Genomic DNA, 15,944 nt, shown 5'->3' on the forward strand with positions numbered 1-15,944 from the left:
TATAATGTCCGGGCGAATCACGGGAGGGTGGAAGGATACCCGCCTTTGGCCGGCGGGACATCGATGGAGGCAGCTATGCCGATGTTGAAGATCTTGGCCGTGGCCGTCGGAATGACGGTAGGCAGTCTGTTGGCCGCTGCCCTTCTTACCTGCCTCGCCTGGTGGGTCGCTGGCCGCATTCACCATCGTCGCTGGGGATGGGCCTTGTTGCTCGGGATGATTGGCGGGATTTGGTTCGCCGCTTTGGGGCATAGCGAATTCTTCAAGATGGCCGCCATATTCGGGCTCGTTGCGTCGGCCGGGCTGTATTTCGCCGCTCAAGCTGCGAGGACCGAATCTCCGCGCGACGAAAAGCATCGTTTGGCCAAGCCTGGGTCAAGACCGTGATCGTCGTGTCGCGCGTTTGGCACTATCCTGCCCTCATTGCGGTGCTGGGCCAGGAGAGAAAACCGAATTTCGCTGAATTGCGCCACCTCGTGAGGCGCATTCGGCGTGAGGTGGTCGCAGCGAGCTCTCAGCAGCGCGCGCGGGGGCAAGTAGTGCGCCGCCTCGTCATTGCAGCGTTGAAGTCGCCGGCTGTGCGACGGGGCTCCAACCAATAGCCGCCTCCACGGGGTAATCACGCGCGCCAAGGAGGCCGCGCGGTGTGATCAGCCCCGATCGCACGGGGCCCGGCGCAATCAGAAAATAGAAGTATTTAAGTTGCATCTTTTTCTCGTGTTTGATAGGTGCATACCAGATGCATGTTTTACGGAGTCGCGCCATGATCCGCTTGCAGATGGACGACAACGGGCTGGAGAGCCTGGTCAATGCCTTCTACGCGCGCGTTCGGGCGGATGACGCGCTAGGGCCCATATTCAACGATGCAATCGGCGATTGGCCCGAGCATCTTGAGAAGCTGGCGAATTTCTGGTCCTCGGTGATGTTGACCACCGGGCGCTACAAGGGTCAGCCGGTCCCGGCGCATATGCAACATCGGGACCGGATAACTCCTGCTCTGTTCGAACGCTGGTTGGCACTCTGGACGCAAACGACTGACGAGTTGATGGACGCTCAAGCAGCGGCCGCGCTCCAGGCAAAGGCCCGTAGGATCGCGGAAAGCCTGCAACTGGCGATGTTTTTTCGGTTGGACCGGCCGCCGACTGGCGCACCGGCAAGGGCCGGTGCCGCGCTGGGTGAGGGGGCTTTGACGTGACCGACGAGGACGATCCAGCTCGCGCCGCGAAGGCGCCGGCCCCATACCGGTCGACCCCGGTATTCGATCAGGATTCCCTGCCATCTGCCCTGCGAGGTCGCCATGCGACCAAGGCTGGGGTCTGGGGCCTCATACGGGTTATCGAGGGCAAGCTTCGGCTTTCCTATCTTGAACCGCCGTCCGAAATCCTTCTCGACGCCGAGCAGGCCGCCATCGTCCTGCCCGAGCAGCCGCATTTCGTAACACCGCAGGGGCCCATGAAGATGCAGGTCGATTTCTACAATCAACCGCCCGGTTGAGCGCTTCACCTATCTAGATTGTTGATTTTCTTTATTTGAATCCAAGGAGACGTTGATGTCGAAGACACTCAGCGAGCGCACCATTGCGCTCGTCAAAGCCACCGTTCCCGCGCTCGAGGCCCATGGCCTCGATATTGTGCACGAAATGTACGCCCGCATGTTTCAGAACCCGGAGATCCGCGATCTGTTCAACCAGTCGCACCACGGCGACGCGGGCTCGCAGCCGCGTGCATTGACGGGAGCGATCCTCGCTTACGCCAGCAATATTGAGAATCTCGGTGCCCTGGCTCCGGCGGTCGAGCGCATCGCCCAGAAGCATGTCGGCTTGCAGATCCTGCCCGAGCACTATCCGCACGTCGGCGAGGCCTTGCTTGGTGCGATCAAGGCGGTGCTGGGCGAGGCGGCGACGGACGATATCCTCGCTGCCTGGGGCGAGGCCTATTGGTTCCTCGCGGATATTCTGATTGCCCGTGAAGAGCGCGTTTATGGCGAGCAGTTGGGGGCTCCTGGTGGTTGGAACGGTTGGCGCGAATTCCGCATCGAGCAGATCGTTCGTGAAAGCAGCGTGATCAGTTCCTTCATCCTGCGGCCCGTCGACGACCGGCGCGTCATCGAACAAAAGGCGGGCCAGTATCTGACCTTCTGGCTAGAGATTCCCGGGCATCCGCCGGTCAAGCGTAACTATTCCATTTCGGACGCGGCCAATGGAGAGACCTATCGCATCTCGGTGAAGCGCGAGCCGCAGGGGCTGGCATCGGGGTGGCTCCATGATCATGCCCAGGTGGGCACCATTCTCAAGGTGGCGCCACCGGCCGGCGAGTTCTTCCTGGCCGAGCATCCCGAACGCCCGGTCGTGCTGCTCTCGGGCGGCGTCGGCCTGACGCCGATGGTCGCCATGCTCGAGACGATCGCTGCACGCCACAAGGACGTGCAGACCTTTTACATCCACGGCACCCATGACCGCGAGACCCATGCGATGCGGGATCATGTCCGGACGATCGCGGCGAACGCCGCCACGATCGAAGTCGTCGATTTCCATCAGACGCCGCTGTCCGGTGAGGTCGCGGGCAGGGACTATGATCACGCGGGGATCATCACCGACGAGTGGCTGATCGCGAACACACCTGTAGGCGCCGCCGATTTCTATATTTGCGGTCCGCGCCCATTCCTCCGCGCGGCTGTCTCCGCGCTGTCGCTTGCCGGGGTGGCCTCGGACCGGATCCACTATGAGTTCTTCGGCCCGGCCGACGAACTTCTGGCGGCTTGAGCCAAAGCCGATGCAGGATTTCATCATCGCCCGCGTTGTGCATGTCATCGCCGTCCTATTCTGGATCGGCGGCGTGGCCTTCGTGACGCTGGTGGTGATGCCGTCCGCGCGCGCAGAGCAGCGGCCCAACGACCGGCTTGCCGCCTTCCATCGATACGAAAGCCGCTTCGCCCCGCAGGCTCGCCTTTGGGTGCTGCTTGCTGGTGCGAGCGGGTTCTGGATGGTTTGGCGCGGCGAGATGTGGGAGCGCTTCGGCGACCCTCATCTCTGGTGGATGCACGCGATGGTCGCGCTTTGGCTTGTGTTCGCGGTTATGCTTTTCATCATCGAGCCATTGCTTCTCCACCGGCGCATGGCTGCATCAAATGACCCGGCAGCTGTTTTCACGCGTATGGAAACGATGCATCGCGTCTTGCTGGCTGCCGCTGTCGGGACCGTCATCGGCGCGGTGGGAGGCAGCCATGGTCTGTTCTGATTTGGGCGGGGCAAGCCGCGAAGTCCCGAATATCCGTTGGATCGTGCCGCATAAATTTTGCCGCGAGCGGGCAAGAACATTCATTTGCACGGTAGCGTCCGATGCCCCACCCTCTCCTGGCAGGCCAAACAACGGTACCTGGTTCCCGGCTTGCGCCAGTCAGGAAAGGATGCCTCATGACGGGGCAGACGCCGAGAAACCGTTCGACACGGGCTTCGTTCACTTGGGGGCGAGCTTTGTGGACGGTTATTCTCGCAGGCGTCACTTTCGGCCTTATTTGCCTCAGCGAGTATCAGGTTTTGAGCAACGCGCAGATCATGATGCTCATTTTTCTGGCCGTGCCCGTCGCCGCATTCTTGGTTTCAGGCTGGTGTCGTGATGCGTCCGATGAGCCTCGTCCATAAGAAAAGGCGCGTTTGTTCCAATCGATGCGCCCGGCGAGCATGCAATTGCTGCGATCGATTTTAATATTTTTCCGGTCGCGAGCAGATCCGTGAGCTATCATCCAAGTAACACCATAATTATTGCTGGGATCCAGCGAAAAGATGATCTTTGTCGCTGGGAGGCAGGATGGTAGGTCACTGGCCGAAGAGACGAAGGCGCCATTTTTCGTGACGACAGGCTGCGCAGCCGGCACTGCGCAGCTGCGGATGAGGCGCGTCCGCGGGCGGCGTTGACGCTGCCAAAGTCCTATCGTCTCCGGTTAGTGCGAGGAGACGACGATGGGCGGCGCCGTAGCAGGAGGAACAGCGTTTCGCGCTTATCAGGAGGAGGCAGGTGGACACGAAGCCAGGCCATCCTTCTTCGCGCGCTGGTTCATGTCGACGAACCACAAGGATATCGGCACGCTCTACCTGATCTTCTCGGTTGTCGCCGGAATCCTTGGTGCCGCCATCTCCGGGATGATGCGCCTTGAGCTCGCGCACCCGGGAATCCAGTATCTCCCGCTATGGCTGGGCAGCGGCGACTTTTCCGCCTCGCTCCATCTCTGGAATGTCCTGGTGACGGCGCATGGCCTGATTATGATCTTCTTCGTGATCATGCCGGCGATGGTGGGGGGCTTCGGGAACTGGATGGTCCCGATCCTGATAGGCGCGCCCGACATGGCATTCCCGCGCATGAACAATATGAGCTTCTGGCTGCTGGCGGCCGCATTCCCGCTTTTCCTTGCGTCCGCTTTCGTGCCCGGCGGCTCCGGCAACGGAGCGGGAACCGGGTGGACCCTCTACGCGCCGCTGGCTACCAGCGGGTCGCCTGGACCGGCGGTAGACATGGTGATCCTGTCGATGCACCTCGCCGGCATTTCGTCGATCCTTGGGGCGATCAATTTCATCACGACCATCTTGAACATGCGAGCGCCGGGTATGACGCTACATAAGATGCCGCTGTTCTGCTGGTCGATGCTCGTGACGGCTTTCATGCTGTTGTTCGCCTTGCCGGTCCTGGCTGCGGCGATTACGATGCTCCTGACGGACCGCAACTTCGGAACCACGTTCTTCGATCCGGCGGGCGGCGGCGATCCCTTGCTCTATCAGCACCTCTTCTGGTTCTTCGGACACCCCGAGGTCTATATCATGATCCTGCCCGGGTTCGGGATCATCAGCCAGGTGACGTCGACCTTCAGCAGCAAACCGGTCTTCGGCTATCTTGGCATGGCCTATGCGATGGTGGCGATTGCGGTCATCGGGTTCATCGTGTGGGCGCACCACATGTTTACGGTGGGGTTGTCGGTCAACGTCAAAATCTATTTCACCGCGGCGTCGATGGTGATCGCCGTGCCTACGGGCATAAAGGTCTTCTCGTGGCTCGCGACGCTATGGGGCGGGTCGATATCGTTCAAGACCCCTCTTCTCTGGGCCCTCGGGTTCATCTTCATGTTCACGATCGGCGGCGTCACGGGGGTGGTACTCGCCAACGGCGGAATCGATGACGCGCTGCAGGATACTTACTATGTGATAGCACACTTCCACTATGTTCTGTCGCTCGGCGCCGTATTCTCGCTGTTTGCCGGATTTTACTACTGGTTCCCGAAAATGACCGGCCGAATGTACAGCGAGATCTTGGGAAAGATCCATTTCTGGATTTTCTTTGCCGGGGTGAATATTCTCTTCTTCCCGATGCATTTCCTCGGCCTTCAGGGCATGCCGCGGCGCTACCCTGACTACCCGGAGGCCTTCGCCTATTGGAATCATGTAGCCTCGGTCGGCTACGCGGTGATGGCATTCGGCATGCTATTCTTCTTCGCGAACATCCTGTGGGCATTCCTGCGCGGCGCCAAGGCTGGCGACAATCCATGGGGGGACGGTGCAACGACGCTCGAATGGACGCTTTCGAGCCCACCCCCCTTTCACCAGTTCGAGACGCTGCCCCGGATTGGCTGAGATCGGGGATCAAGAAAGGAGACAAACCGGGGGTAGCTTGATAAGGCGGCCACGTGGTTTCAATCCTCTCCTGGCGTCGGCCCGAGATCGCGGTAGATTTCGGCACCGCGAATGTGCGCATCATTCATCGCAGCGACGGCATCGTCTTCGATGAACCCTCCTTGTGCTGCTTCTCCCGCCAGCACGGGATGAGCGACCTCGTTGCCGCGGGCGCCGAAGCCCACGCCATGGTCGATCGAACGCCGCGCAATCTCCAGGTAAAAAGGCCGCTTTGCCGCGGCGTCTTGCAGGATATCGATGCGGCAAGAGGATTGTTGCGTTACGCGCTGTCGCGAGCCCTTGGCCGCAAGCATCGGCGATCGATCAGCGCGCTTATCGGCGTGCCGGCTGACTCCACCCAAGCCGAGCGAAGCGCGATGCTGACAGCGGCCAATGACGCGGGGATCGGCAAGGTGACACTCGTGGCTGAGCCGCTCGTCGCGGCGATCGGCGCGGCGCTCCCGGTAGAAGCGCCGGCTGGTTCGATGTTGATCGAATGCGGAGCCGGCACGACCGAAGTCGCGGTGTTTTCGCTCGGCGGCATTTGTGCGTCGGGTTCGGTTCGCATTGGCGGCTCGACTCTCGACCGCGCCATGGCCGATCACCTGCACCTCAATCACAAATTTCTGATCGGCGACCTGACGGCAGAGCAGCTCAAGCTGGATTATGTCGCGAGACGTGAGGATTCGGAGTGTGACCTGTCGGCAGTTATCGCGGTGCGAGGACGCTGTTTGCGCGAAGGGCTTCCCAAATCGCTCGACATCAAGGTCTCGGAGCTCGATCGCATCGTTGAGAAACATGTCGAACAGATCGTTGGAGTGGTCCGCGATGTGTTGGGCCGCACCTCTCCGGAGCTTAGCCGGGACATCCACGGGCGGGGGGTTGTTCTGACCGGTGGCGGCGCGATGATGCCGCTGGTACGCACCATGATCGCGGATGCGACGGGGCTACATGTCGAAACCGCCGAGCAGCCGGCTCAATGCGTGGCCAATGGACTCCATCAAATGCTGGCCGGTTAACGGAGGAACCCGTCCTGTCTGGGAATTAATTTTGGACAGCTGATGGGGCCTCATTGGGAAGCCGTTCACCCCGCGCGCTCAATCCCCCAGCAGCGGCCGCGTTGAAAGATCGTCCTCAACAACGGTACTGATCGTGATGAGCGATTTGAAAGACAAAACGCCCGCCTCCTCGTCGAGTGCCCGACGTACGAAGGCATCGTATTGCGCCATCGAAGTCATCTGGACCTTCAGCAGGAAATCGTCATCGCCGGTCACCTCCCACGCGCCGGTGACCTCGGGATGATTTTGCAAGCTTCGGGCGAACATATCCCTCGGCCGTCGCCCAGGTTCCTTCATTCGAACGACGATGTGCACCGTCAAGGCGGATCCGGTCAGCGCCGGGTTCACGACTGCTATATCCGCTACGATGATATCCTCTTCTCGCAGGCGACGCAGTCGCCGTAGCACGGCTGAAACAGACAGGCCGACATTTTCCGCAAGAATCCGGGCGGGCTCTAGATTGTTGCGTCGCACCCGGGTGAGTAGGCGCCGATCAAATTCGTCGAGATCGGTGAGTTTTCGCATATGGTGGAGAATAACGCAAAAAAGATGCGCCGATAGTGCTGACTTGGGCGCCAAGCACCTCTTGATCCATTGTAGAACGCTGAGGGTCGTTTCACCGACAAGATCCCTTCAGTGCTACTCGAAAAGGAGGCAAAGCATGACTGATAATCGGAACCAGGCAGGTCTCCTCGGCCGCACCTGGCGTTCTTTCTTCGAAACCTCCGAGGCAGCCGTCGCGATTCATTATGACGCGCCTTGGCGGCGGGCCAATAGCCTCCTCGAGCGGGGCCCGGTCGAGACCGTCCCCATCGGTGCGGTTACCGGCGCATAGCCGGAACGCTTGCGTCCCCGTTCCGCCCGTCGATGGATGGCGAGGAATTGGCCGGGCGCGGGTACCTTGACGCCCCGCCCCGGGCCCGGATCGAGGACCAGTGCGCGAGGCGCGGAGTCACCTCGACTGCAAGCTCGCAATCCTTCAAGCTGCTCGAACGCAACGAACAGGAGAGGCTGATGTACAAGCACATACTCATTGCGACGGATGGTTCCGATGTTGCCGAGAAAGGAGTCGACCATGGCCTCTCGCTTGCGAAGGCGCTCGGCGCCCGGGCTACGATCATCACCGTGACCGAGCCGTTCCCGATAGCCGGGGGGGAGTTTGCCTACGTCCCGAACGCATCGTTGATGGAGAGCTACGAAACCTCGCAGCAGGGGATCGCAAAGGAAAGATTGGCCGCCGTTGAGGCGGCTGCCGGCCGCGCCGGTGTCGCGGTAGAAACATTGCATGTGGCGGATGGCCAGCCAGCGGAAGCGATCCTTGCCGCGGCGACCGCACGTGATTGTGATCTCATAGCAATGGGTTCGCACGGGCGACGCGGCTTGGGACGGCTGATGCTTGGAAGCAAGACTTACGAAGTATTGTCGCACGGCCATATCCCGGTGCTTGTGGTGCGATAGGCCTTGCGTTTCGGCGAGGTTGGTGCGCGCGTTTATAGCCAGACCGACGCGAATTGACCTCGCCGGTCCTGCCGCGCCCGCTCGAGCCCGCGACAGGTAACCATTGGCAGACGCGGTCCGGAACCAGACGTAAAGAACGAGGTGACGCTCGCCGTTGGCAAGCCGAGGTCGCCGCCGAAGGCACTCGCGTCATGCAAAAGCCTAACCGATATCGATCGAACACGACCGGCCGTTGACCTGCCGCTTGGGCAACGGGGTCGGTGAGCGGCCGGCAGGCGAGCGAACATTTGAATTGTCGCCACAAAGACCCATATGAACTGTATGCATGTTCGTCCTTTCTTAGATCCTCGGGAGCCCCAGCGCCTCATGTTTGGCGACTAGCCGGACGCTCGTCTCGCCAGCTCAAGCGTCCGGCAGCGAACGGCATCGGAAGCGCTCGCCGGTAGGTGTCGCGCATCTCATCTTTTCGATGCCAGGCGAATTCCCGTTCGACATAGGCGGCGGCTTGTCTCCTGGAAGTTGCCAGGCCGCTGGAAAGGACAGACACCAATGGCAACCTCGTATCGCCGGTTGAGGCCGCGCTCCGACACGGCATTGCAGGTTGAAAGCCTGCTCGGCCGCTATCCTCACCTGAGCCCAGAAGACCTGGCAAAGCTAATCGATCTCATGCCTGACCTGCCGATGCTGGATCAGGTCTTGATCACCGCGGATGATCGGCTGGCAACCAAGCTAGCGCACTTTCTGCGCGATCACCGGTCTAAACTGAAGGCTCCGATGGTAACGCTCGCCCAATTTGCGCTTCCCGCAGTCCTGGCGGGGCTCGCACTCTGGTGGTTGTTCTCGTAATGAGGACGGCTGATCGGCCGCTATGCGTGAGAGCCGCAAGGCGCGCGCGCGGATCCCTGCAGAGGCCATATCGGGGTGGACTTGCGCACGACCAGGGGGGAGTATGACGTCAACGCGGCGGTAACGACAACTGCCGGCATACCGAGTCGAAAGTTTTCGAGCCCGACACGGAAACGATGCATATCGCTATGGAGACATCCGATGGCAATCAATATTGGCCTTTCGCACGAAGAGCGCGAACAAATCAGCACCGGACTCTCGCGGCTTTTGGCCGACAGTTACACGCTCTATTTGATGACCCACAGTTTCCACTGGAATGTTACCGGCCCAATGTTCAATACCCTGCATGTGATGTTCATGCAGCAGTACACTGAGCAGTGGACGGCGCTGGATCTCATCGCTGAGCGTATCCGCGCTCTGGGCTTCCCTGCTCCTGGCACCTACAAGGAATTTGCGGCGCTGGCTTCGATCAAGGAAGTCGACGGAGTTCCCAAGGCTATGGAGATGGTCCGTCATCTGGTGGACGCCCAGGAAGCAACCGCTCGCACGGCCCGTCAGCTCTTTCCCACGGTCGAGGCCGCAAACGATCAGCCGACGGCGGACCTGCTGACCCAGCGGCTCGATGTCCATGAGAAAACAGCCTGGATGCTGCGCAGCCTACTCGAGGAATAGCGATCCGGAAATTTCCAGTGACATGGACACTCGGCGAGGGGGGTGTCGAAAGACTGCCGAGATGGACAGCGCTCGGCGCTTCTCCGGGGTGGCCGACCGATGATAGAGGCGCTAACCTTAGATGTGACTGCTGGTTCATTGCCGCATTCCGGAGGCCGAGGTCCATTAACCCCGGCTCCATGGCCGCAACGAGGGAGGATCGCGTGAGAGTTGAAGTCGTGATCGAACGCAAAGCGCCCTACGCACTGGTTCTGTTGCGGATCGCCTCGGGGCTCGTCTTCCTAGAGCACGGGACACAGAAATTTTTCGGCTTTCCAGGCGGCGACTATGCCGGATCGGGTTGGACCCTGGACAATCCAGCGGCTTTCGCGGGCATCGTCGAGCTGGTGGCGGGTGCGCTGATCACGATCGGCCTCTTCACTCGTCCCGCGGCGTTCCTCGCCTCCGGCACGATGGCGGTCGCCTATTGGATGGCCCATGCGCCGAACAACTTCTTTCCCGTCAACAATGGCGGCGATGCAGCGATCCTGTACTGCTTCGTCTTCCTCTACCTCGTGTTCACCGGGCCGGGCGCGTTGAGCGTGGACGGCCTGAGAACGAAGACGCGCCCTGCCGACGGCGAGAACGTGAACGCATAGGCCCGGCGAACCACAGATCGTTCAGGAAGTGAAGAACTGCTGCGTGCCGTGAGCTTCGATTGCTTCGGCGAGCCGGCCGAGCGCATGCACATATGCCGCGCTGCGCAGCGTGATCCGGTGCTCCTTCGCACATGTCCAGATCGCGCGCCCTTCGGCTTCCATGCTGGCCTTAAGCCGATCATGAATCTCGCCTATGGTCCAGTAGTACCCCTGCCGATTTTGCACCCACTCGAAATAGGAGACGGTTACGCCGCCGGCGTTGGCGAGAATATCCGGGACCACGGCAACGCCTGCCCTTTCCAGGACCTCGTCCGCCTCGGGCGTCACCGGACCATTCGCCAGCTCCACGACGACCTTGGCTTTCACCGATGCCGCATTTCCCCCATGGATGAGGTTTTCGAGTGCCGCAGGCACAAGAATCTCGCAGTCCACACCGATGATTTCACCGGGTGGGATCGCCTCGATGCCCTCGGTTCCGGCCAGGCTTTCCAGCCCGGCCGACTGCTTGGCCGCGATCAGGCGCGCGAACGGGATGCCGGCCGGCGCACATACACCATGCCGGGAATCGGACACGGCGACGATCCGGTAGCCCACTTCGTCCAGCAAACGAGCGATGTGGCTGCCGGCATTTCCAAAGCCCTGGACGACGACACGCGAACCCGGTCCGACGCCAAGCTCCTGCTCGAGATGCCGTAGCAGGTAAAAGCCGCCTCGTGCCGTCGCATCGTCCCGGCCCAGCGAACCGCCCAATGCGATCGGTTTGCCCGTTATCACAGCCGGCGATACGCGGCCAACGATCGAGGCGTACTCGTCCGCCATCCATCCCATGATCATCGCGTTCGTGTAGACGTCGGGCGCCGGAATATCCCTATCCGGACCGATGATGCTGGAGAACGCCTGCATATAGGCGCGAGACAGCCGTTCCAGTTCGGCTTTCGAGAGCTTGCGGGGATCGACTTGGACAGCCCCTTTGCCCCCGCCATAGGGCAGGTTCATTACCGCGCATTTGAAGGTCATCCAGAAGGCGAGCGTCTCGACCTCATCGGCAGTCGCGTCTGGATGGAAGCGAATGCCTCCCTTCGTGGGCCCGCGCGTGTCGTCATAGCGGCAGCGCCAAGCCATGAACGATTTGCGCGATCCGTCGTCCATCCGGATCAGCAGCCGCGTCTTTGTCGTTTCGCGCGGATATTTCAGCTTTTCCAGGACATCGGGGTCAAGCTTAAGATGACGCGCCGCGTCATCAAGCCGGGTGAGGGCCTGATCGAGCAAGGAGGAATTCATCGGATTACTCTATTGCGGCTGCGGGAGATGATTTCGGCTGCGGGAGATGATTTCGGCTGCGGGAGATGATTAGTCGCCGCGGTCGCTTGCGAGACCGCCACGATCTTGAGCTCGCGCTCATGCCCCTCCCGATCGGGCCAAAGAATCGATTGCCCTTCGCGCAGCCCGATCAGGCCCGCTCCGACCGGGGTGAGGATCGAGATCCGGCCCGCTGAAATGTCGGCTTCCCCGGGGTAGGTGAGCTGGTAGCTATAGTCTTTGCCGCTTGCCTCATCGATGAACCGGACCGTGGCATGCATGGTGACGACGTTGCGCGGCATGCGGTCGGCTGTATGCGTCGTCGCTCGCGCTATTTCGTTGAGCAGCAGTTCGCTCGCTTGCGGTGAGCGATCTTCGGCCGCAATTGCCAGATCGGTCAGGGCTTCGGCTTCTGTATCAATCATGTGGATCGGCGGCCGGCGGCTCGCCTTGATAGTGGTCATTGGTTTCGCTTTCAAAAGGTGAACAGCCGCACCGAACCTCGTCGGGGCTGTCTCAAGTGGCTTGATCTTGAGCCCCGAGTTCGGGGCACGACGCACCGGAACCCGGGGCTATGAGCCCGCGAGAAGCTGCCCCCCGTGGTGGCGAAAGCGAAAATGACGGCGACGGATCTCCATAAGATCATGATGTAGGAAGTGTCCCGCCCAAGTCAAATGCGATCGTGCCGTAAAAGGCATTGCTCGCTGCTCGTAGGCCCAATTAGCCAGCTGTGGACGCGGCTAAACTTCCTGGTGGACCCTCAAGGCGCCGCGATGTGAAGTTCGCGCGCGATCTTTCATCACGAAGCGAGAATCCCCGGATGGGGCGGACGCAGGGCTGACAATCGCCGGCCACTATCGTCCGGCGAAGTCGAAGCTGTCAGCCCGAGCAAGTCTCCAGGCCGCGCTATAAAAATCGCGATCATGAGCGTCAGTGAGCAGTTCCCCGTCCTCGAGAAACATGTGAAGTTGCGAGAACATGCGGATCTCGGTCAGGCTGACGCGGCGAACAAGATGATGCGGCCCCACCTGACTGGGGTGTTCGAGCCCCGCTGCGGCAATCATTTCGGCGAGTGCGGTGACTGTGTTGTGGTGAAAATTGAAGACGCGCTCGGCCTTCTCGGGCACGGCGAGGGCTCGCTGGCGCAGCGGATCTTGCGTGGCGACCCCTGTGGGGCACCGGTTCGTGTGGCATGTGAGCGACTGGATACAGCCCAGGGCGAACATAAAGCTGCGCCCCGCATTCGTCCAATCGGCCCCAAGAGCCAGCGTTGCCGCGATGTCGAAGGCGCTGACGATCTTGCCCGCTGCGCCCAGTTTGACCTTGCCGCGGAGGCCTGCTCCGACCAGCGTGTTGTGAACGAACAGCAGACCTTCGCGCATCGGCATGCCCAAATGATCGGAGAACTCTAGCGGCGATGCTCCGGTGCCGCCCTCGGCGCCATCGACGACGATGTAGTCGGGATGGATGCCGGTCTCGCGCATCGCCTTCACGATCGCCATGAATTCCCAGGGTTGGCCGACGCACAGCTTGAACCCGACGGGCTTACCGTCCGAAAGACGACGTAGTTCGGCTATGAAGTGCATCAGCTCGAGCGGGGTCGAGAACGCGCGGTGCCGGGCTGGCGATATACAGTCCTCGCCGGTCGGAACGCCGCGGGTCACCGAAATCTCAGGAGTGACCTTGCCGGCCGGAAGGATCCCGCCATGACCCGGTTTCGCACCTTGGCTGAGTTTGATTTCGATCATCTTGACCTGCGGGTCGCTCGCCTGCTGGGCAAAGCGGATCGGATCGAAGTGGCCGTCTGCTGTGCGGCAGCCAAAATAGCCGCTTCCGATCTCCCATATGAGATCGCCTCCGAATTCGCGGTGATAGGGGCTGATGCTGCCCTCGCCGGTGTCATGAGCGAAGCCGCCCATTTTGGCGCCTTGGTTCAGGGCGCGGATGGCATTCCCGCTCAATGAGCCGAAGCTCATCGCGGAGATGTTGAAAATGGAGGCGGAGTAGGGTCGGCTGCAAGCATCTCCCCCTATGGAGATTCTGAACGTCGCGGGATCCGCCACGGGTGCCGGCCTGTTGGAATGGGCGATGAATTCGTGGCCGTTTTGATAGACGTCGAGAAGGGTACCGAACGCGCGTTCGCTGCTCTCGTTCTTGGCGCGCGCATAAACCAGGGAGCGTTGGCTGCGGGAGAACGGAGTCTCGTCGTGATCACCCTCGATGAGATACTGGCGAATCTCTGGTCGGATCTCTTCAAAGAACCAACGAAGGCGGCCGATGATCGGGTAATTGCGCCGTACCGAGTGGAGCGGCTGTGCGAGGTCATAAAGGCCGATGGTGGTCAAGAAGACACTGATCGCGAATAGGGGGATGGCCCAAATTGCGGGGAGGTAATAGCCCGACACCACGGCGCTGACGAGCGCGACGCTGAGGGCAGTGAAGCGTGTCAGGAACAAGGCGCACTCCGTGATTGTAGAAGGGTCCTGCGCCAGCTTCCGCGCAGGCTCGTGGGCAGAGCGATCGAGCGACGGGATCGCTCTGGGTGCCGGACGAATGCATAGACCGGATTGGCTTCAGACGGGAGCTGCATCATCCGCTCGTTGCCGGCCCATTCTCCGTGGGCTTGGACGCCCCAGGCATTTCAAACAGCGAGCCGCGCTTCGAAGAGATCGAGCTCCCGGACAAGCTTGCGCGCTGCCTCGCTGCCCAACTGCCGGTTGCGAACACGGCGAAAGATCTCCTGGCGCTCGGCCTTGAGCGCGGCAAGGCGAAGATCGCGCTCGATCTTCTCGTCGCGCCGCCGGATGTGCTTTTGCTCGGGCGGGGTGGTTTGATGGTCGATGCGCTCACGATAGAGATCCATCAGGTGCAAGGCGACGTTGACATATGCGTCTGCGTCCTTCCTGCCCTCGGCCAGCCGGTGCTGGGTGCGCTCGATTTCCAAGATTGCCGCCTCGGCCGCCGCAATCCGCGCTGCGTCCACCGCGGCGTCACCGGTCGGCTCGGCCGGCATCTCGAGGCCGCGCATCATCAACGGCAATCCGATCGATGCCGCAATCAGCGAAAGGATGATGACGCCCATCGCCAGGAATATCGCGAGGTCTCGCGCCGGGAAGGGCGAGCCGTCCGACATTGTCAGGGGAAGCGTCAGCACGCCCGCCAGCGTGATCGCGCCGCGTACGCCGGCAAACGACATCGCGCCGATGATCCGCCAATGGGGCCGGCTCCTATCTTCTGGCTGGCGATACAGGGTGAGGCGAAACGATAGCCACACCCAGGCGAAGCGCAGCGCGGCGAGACCGAGATTGATCGCGATGACGTAGATGATGAGCCACCAAGGTTCATGGTGGCCGGTCAATCGCACCGTGTCCGCTGCGCCGGCAAGGATCCTCGGCAGCTGCTCGCCTAGCAGCACGAATATAACCCCGTTCGCCGTAAACTGGATCATGTCCCAGACCGTGGTCCGGCGTATCCGGGTCATGGCCAGAGCGTTGCCCCTGGTTTCGACGAAGCCCATGGCTAGTCCCGCTGAAACCGCTGCCAGGATACCCGAGCAGTGCAGATGTTCGGCGATGAGGTAGGCCCCAAACGGAATGAGCAGGCTGATCAGGATCTGCGATCCGCTCTCCTCTCCAAGATGCCGCGTAATCACCGTCTTCGACCATCCGACAAGCGTGGTAAGGCCCGCGCCGATTGTTATTCCACCGATCGCAACCCAGAGAAAATTGAGGGCTGCATCGCCGAGCGAGAAGGCGCCGGTGAGAGCCGCGGCCACGGCAAAGCGCAGGCAGACGAGGCCTGACGCATCGTTGAGCAGCGATTCACCTTCAAGAATGTGCATCATCCGCTTTGGAATGGGCGTGCGCTGCGCGATTGCGGACACGGCGATAGGATCTGTTGGAGAAACCACTGCGGCCAGTGCGAAGGCAATGGCCAGAGGCATGGCGGGGATGAGCCAATTGATGAAGAAACCCATCCCCAGCACCGTGAACACCACCAGGCCAAGCGCGAGTTCGAGGATCGTCGATCCGTCCTTGAACAGGTCCTCGCGCGGGATGCGCCATCCATCGAGAAAGAGCAGCGGCGGCAGGAAGAGCACGAAAAAGATCTCAGGGTCGAGCGTCACGCGCCAGTCGGCGACGAGCCCGACGATCCCGCCCAGCGCGATTTGAACGAGGGGGCGCGGGATCGAAATGGGGAGCAGCCGGGCCAATATGCCGCTCACCACCACGGCAAAAAGCAATGTCAGGACGAGTGTTACGGTTTCCAAGTGGTCTCTCGAACAAGAAATTCTGTGCGATCACTCCTTAGCTTTGT

Annotated in this window: 18 protein-coding genes; 12 read left to right on the forward strand and 6 right to left on the reverse strand. The window is 61.1% G+C overall.

Going from position 1 to position 15,944, the window contains the following annotated elements:
• Positions 1-81 precede the first annotated feature (81 nt).
• The 5 genes from AAC640_RS13745 (at position 82) to AAC640_RS13765 (ending at position 3,236) form a co-directional block, all read left to right on the forward strand.
• Positions 82-387 carry a hypothetical protein gene (locus tag AAC640_RS13745; protein WP_340267187.1) on the forward strand — a complete coding sequence of 102 codons (306 nt, stop codon included), beginning with the start codon at positions 82-84 and terminating at the stop codon, positions 385-387.
• A 376-nt stretch (positions 388-763) separates the two neighbouring features.
• The gene (locus AAC640_RS13750) at positions 764-1,195 is read left to right on the forward strand and encodes a group III truncated hemoglobin (protein ID WP_340267189.1); all 432 of its coding nucleotides are present in this window, start codon (positions 764-766) and stop codon (positions 1,193-1,195) included.
• A complete protein-coding gene (locus AAC640_RS13755; protein ID WP_340267191.1) occupies positions 1,192-1,494 on the forward strand; it encodes a DUF1971 domain-containing protein in 303 nt (100 codons plus the stop codon). The genes AAC640_RS13750 and AAC640_RS13755 overlap by 4 nt, the downstream gene beginning before the upstream one ends.
• Positions 1,495-1,549: 55 nt before the next feature.
• A complete protein-coding gene (gene hmpA, locus AAC640_RS13760; protein WP_340267193.1) occupies positions 1,550-2,761 on the forward strand; it encodes an NO-inducible flavohemoprotein in 1,212 nt (403 codons plus the stop codon).
• 10 nt (positions 2,762-2,771) lie between these two features.
• Positions 2,772-3,236, forward strand: coding sequence for a hypothetical protein (locus AAC640_RS13765; RefSeq protein WP_340267305.1), 465 nt, complete (start codon positions 2,772-2,774; stop codon positions 3,234-3,236).
• 292 nt (positions 3,237-3,528) lie between these two features.
• On the opposite strand, the gene AAC640_RS13770 is transcribed toward AAC640_RS13765, so the two are convergent.
• On the reverse strand, positions 3,529-3,873 hold the full coding sequence (locus tag AAC640_RS13770; RefSeq protein ID WP_340267195.1) for a hypothetical protein: 345 nt from the start codon (positions 3,871-3,873) through the stop codon (positions 3,529-3,531).
• Between the two features lie 85 nt (positions 3,874-3,958).
• On the opposite strand from AAC640_RS13770, the gene ctaD reads away from it, so the two are divergent.
• Positions 3,959-5,617 carry a cytochrome c oxidase subunit I gene (ctaD, locus tag AAC640_RS13775; protein ID WP_340267197.1) on the forward strand — a complete coding sequence of 553 codons (1,659 nt, stop codon included), beginning with the start codon at positions 3,959-3,961 and terminating at the stop codon, positions 5,615-5,617.
• 53 nt (positions 5,618-5,670) lie between these two features.
• On the forward strand, positions 5,671-6,675 hold the full coding sequence (gene mreB / locus AAC640_RS13780) for a rod shape-determining protein (RefSeq protein WP_340267199.1): 1,005 nt from the start codon (positions 5,671-5,673) through the stop codon (positions 6,673-6,675).
• Positions 6,676-6,753: 78 nt separating this feature from the next.
• Here mreB and AAC640_RS13785 read toward each other — a convergent pair whose 3' ends face one another.
• A complete protein-coding gene (locus tag AAC640_RS13785; RefSeq protein ID WP_340267201.1) occupies positions 6,754-7,293 on the reverse strand; it encodes an Lrp/AsnC family transcriptional regulator in 540 nt (179 codons plus the stop codon).
• Between the two features lie 82 nt (positions 7,294-7,375).
• Between AAC640_RS13785 and AAC640_RS13790 the strand changes: the two genes are divergently transcribed.
• The 5 genes from AAC640_RS13790 to AAC640_RS13810 all read left to right on the forward strand — a co-directional run bounded on the left by AAC640_RS13790 (position 7,376) and on the right by AAC640_RS13810 (position 10,328).
• Positions 7,376-7,549 (forward strand): hypothetical protein, encoded by a 174-nt coding sequence (locus AAC640_RS13790; RefSeq protein ID WP_340267203.1) that lies wholly within the window; start codon positions 7,376-7,378, stop codon positions 7,547-7,549.
• Between the two features lie 179 nt (positions 7,550-7,728).
• Positions 7,729-8,172 carry a universal stress protein gene (locus AAC640_RS13795; protein ID WP_340267205.1) on the forward strand — a complete coding sequence of 148 codons (444 nt, stop codon included), beginning with the start codon at positions 7,729-7,731 and terminating at the stop codon, positions 8,170-8,172.
• 549 nt (positions 8,173-8,721) lie between these two features.
• Positions 8,722-9,018 (forward strand): hypothetical protein, encoded by a 297-nt coding sequence (locus tag AAC640_RS13800; RefSeq protein ID WP_340267207.1) that lies wholly within the window; start codon positions 8,722-8,724, stop codon positions 9,016-9,018.
• 201 nt (positions 9,019-9,219) lie between these two features.
• Positions 9,220-9,690: a Dps family protein gene (locus AAC640_RS13805; RefSeq protein WP_340267209.1), complete on the forward strand. Its 471-nt coding sequence runs from the start codon at positions 9,220-9,222 to the stop codon at positions 9,688-9,690.
• A 218-nt stretch (positions 9,691-9,908) separates the two neighbouring features.
• On the forward strand, positions 9,909-10,328 hold the full coding sequence (locus tag AAC640_RS13810; RefSeq protein ID WP_340267211.1) for a DoxX family protein: 420 nt from the start codon (positions 9,909-9,911) through the stop codon (positions 10,326-10,328).
• Between the two features lie 21 nt (positions 10,329-10,349).
• Here the strand turns inward: AAC640_RS13810 and AAC640_RS13815 are convergent, their stop codons facing one another.
• From AAC640_RS13815 to AAC640_RS13830, 4 genes are all read right to left on the reverse strand, one after another.
• Positions 10,350-11,609: a Glu/Leu/Phe/Val family dehydrogenase gene (locus AAC640_RS13815; protein ID WP_340267213.1), complete on the reverse strand. Its 1,260-nt coding sequence runs from the start codon at positions 11,607-11,609 to the stop codon at positions 10,350-10,352.
• Positions 11,606-12,187 (reverse strand): nucleoside diphosphate kinase regulator, encoded by a 582-nt coding sequence (rnk, locus tag AAC640_RS13820; protein ID WP_340267215.1) that lies wholly within the window; start codon positions 12,185-12,187, stop codon positions 11,606-11,608. Before rnk ends, AAC640_RS13815 begins: the two co-directional genes overlap by 4 nt.
• A 294-nt stretch (positions 12,188-12,481) precedes the next feature.
• A complete protein-coding gene (locus AAC640_RS13825; protein ID WP_340267217.1) occupies positions 12,482-14,083 on the reverse strand; it encodes an FMN-binding glutamate synthase family protein in 1,602 nt (533 codons plus the stop codon).
• Between the two features lie 185 nt (positions 14,084-14,268).
• Positions 14,269-15,897, reverse strand: a complete 1,629-nt coding sequence (locus AAC640_RS13830; RefSeq protein ID WP_340267219.1) for a Na+/H+ antiporter — start codon at positions 15,895-15,897, stop codon at positions 14,269-14,271.
• Positions 15,898-15,944 lie beyond the last annotated feature (47 nt).

It is taken from the genome of Sphingobium mellinum (genome assembly GCF_037860795.1).
In the GTDB taxonomy this organism is placed as follows: domain Bacteria; phylum Pseudomonadota; class Alphaproteobacteria; order Sphingomonadales; family Sphingomonadaceae; genus Sphingobium; species Sphingobium mellinum.

Coding starts and splice junctions, on each gene's coding strand:
- AAC640_RS13800 (WP_340267207.1), top strand. CDS start 8,722: ATGGCAACCTCGTATCGCCGGTTGAGGCCGCGCTCCGACACGGCATTG.
- AAC640_RS13805 (WP_340267209.1), top strand. CDS start 9,220: ATGGCAATCAATATTGGCCTTTCGCACGAAGAGCGCGAACAAATCAGC.
- AAC640_RS13795 (WP_340267205.1), top strand. CDS start 7,729: ATGTACAAGCACATACTCATTGCGACGGATGGTTCCGATGTTGCCGAG.
- AAC640_RS13765 (WP_340267305.1), top strand. CDS start 2,772: ATGCAGGATTTCATCATCGCCCGCGTTGTGCATGTCATCGCCGTCCTA.
- AAC640_RS13750 (WP_340267189.1), top strand. CDS start 764: ATGATCCGCTTGCAGATGGACGACAACGGGCTGGAGAGCCTGGTCAAT.
- ctaD (WP_340267197.1), top strand. CDS start 3,959: ATGGGCGGCGCCGTAGCAGGAGGAACAGCGTTTCGCGCTTATCAGGAG.
- AAC640_RS13790 (WP_340267203.1), top strand. CDS start 7,376: ATGACTGATAATCGGAACCAGGCAGGTCTCCTCGGCCGCACCTGGCGT.
- hmpA (WP_340267193.1), top strand. CDS start 1,550: ATGTCGAAGACACTCAGCGAGCGCACCATTGCGCTCGTCAAAGCCACC.
- AAC640_RS13745 (WP_340267187.1), top strand. CDS start 82: ATGTTGAAGATCTTGGCCGTGGCCGTCGGAATGACGGTAGGCAGTCTG.
- AAC640_RS13815 (WP_340267213.1), bottom strand. CDS start 11,609: ATGAATTCCTCCTTGCTCGATCAGGCCCTCACCCGGCTTGATGACGCG.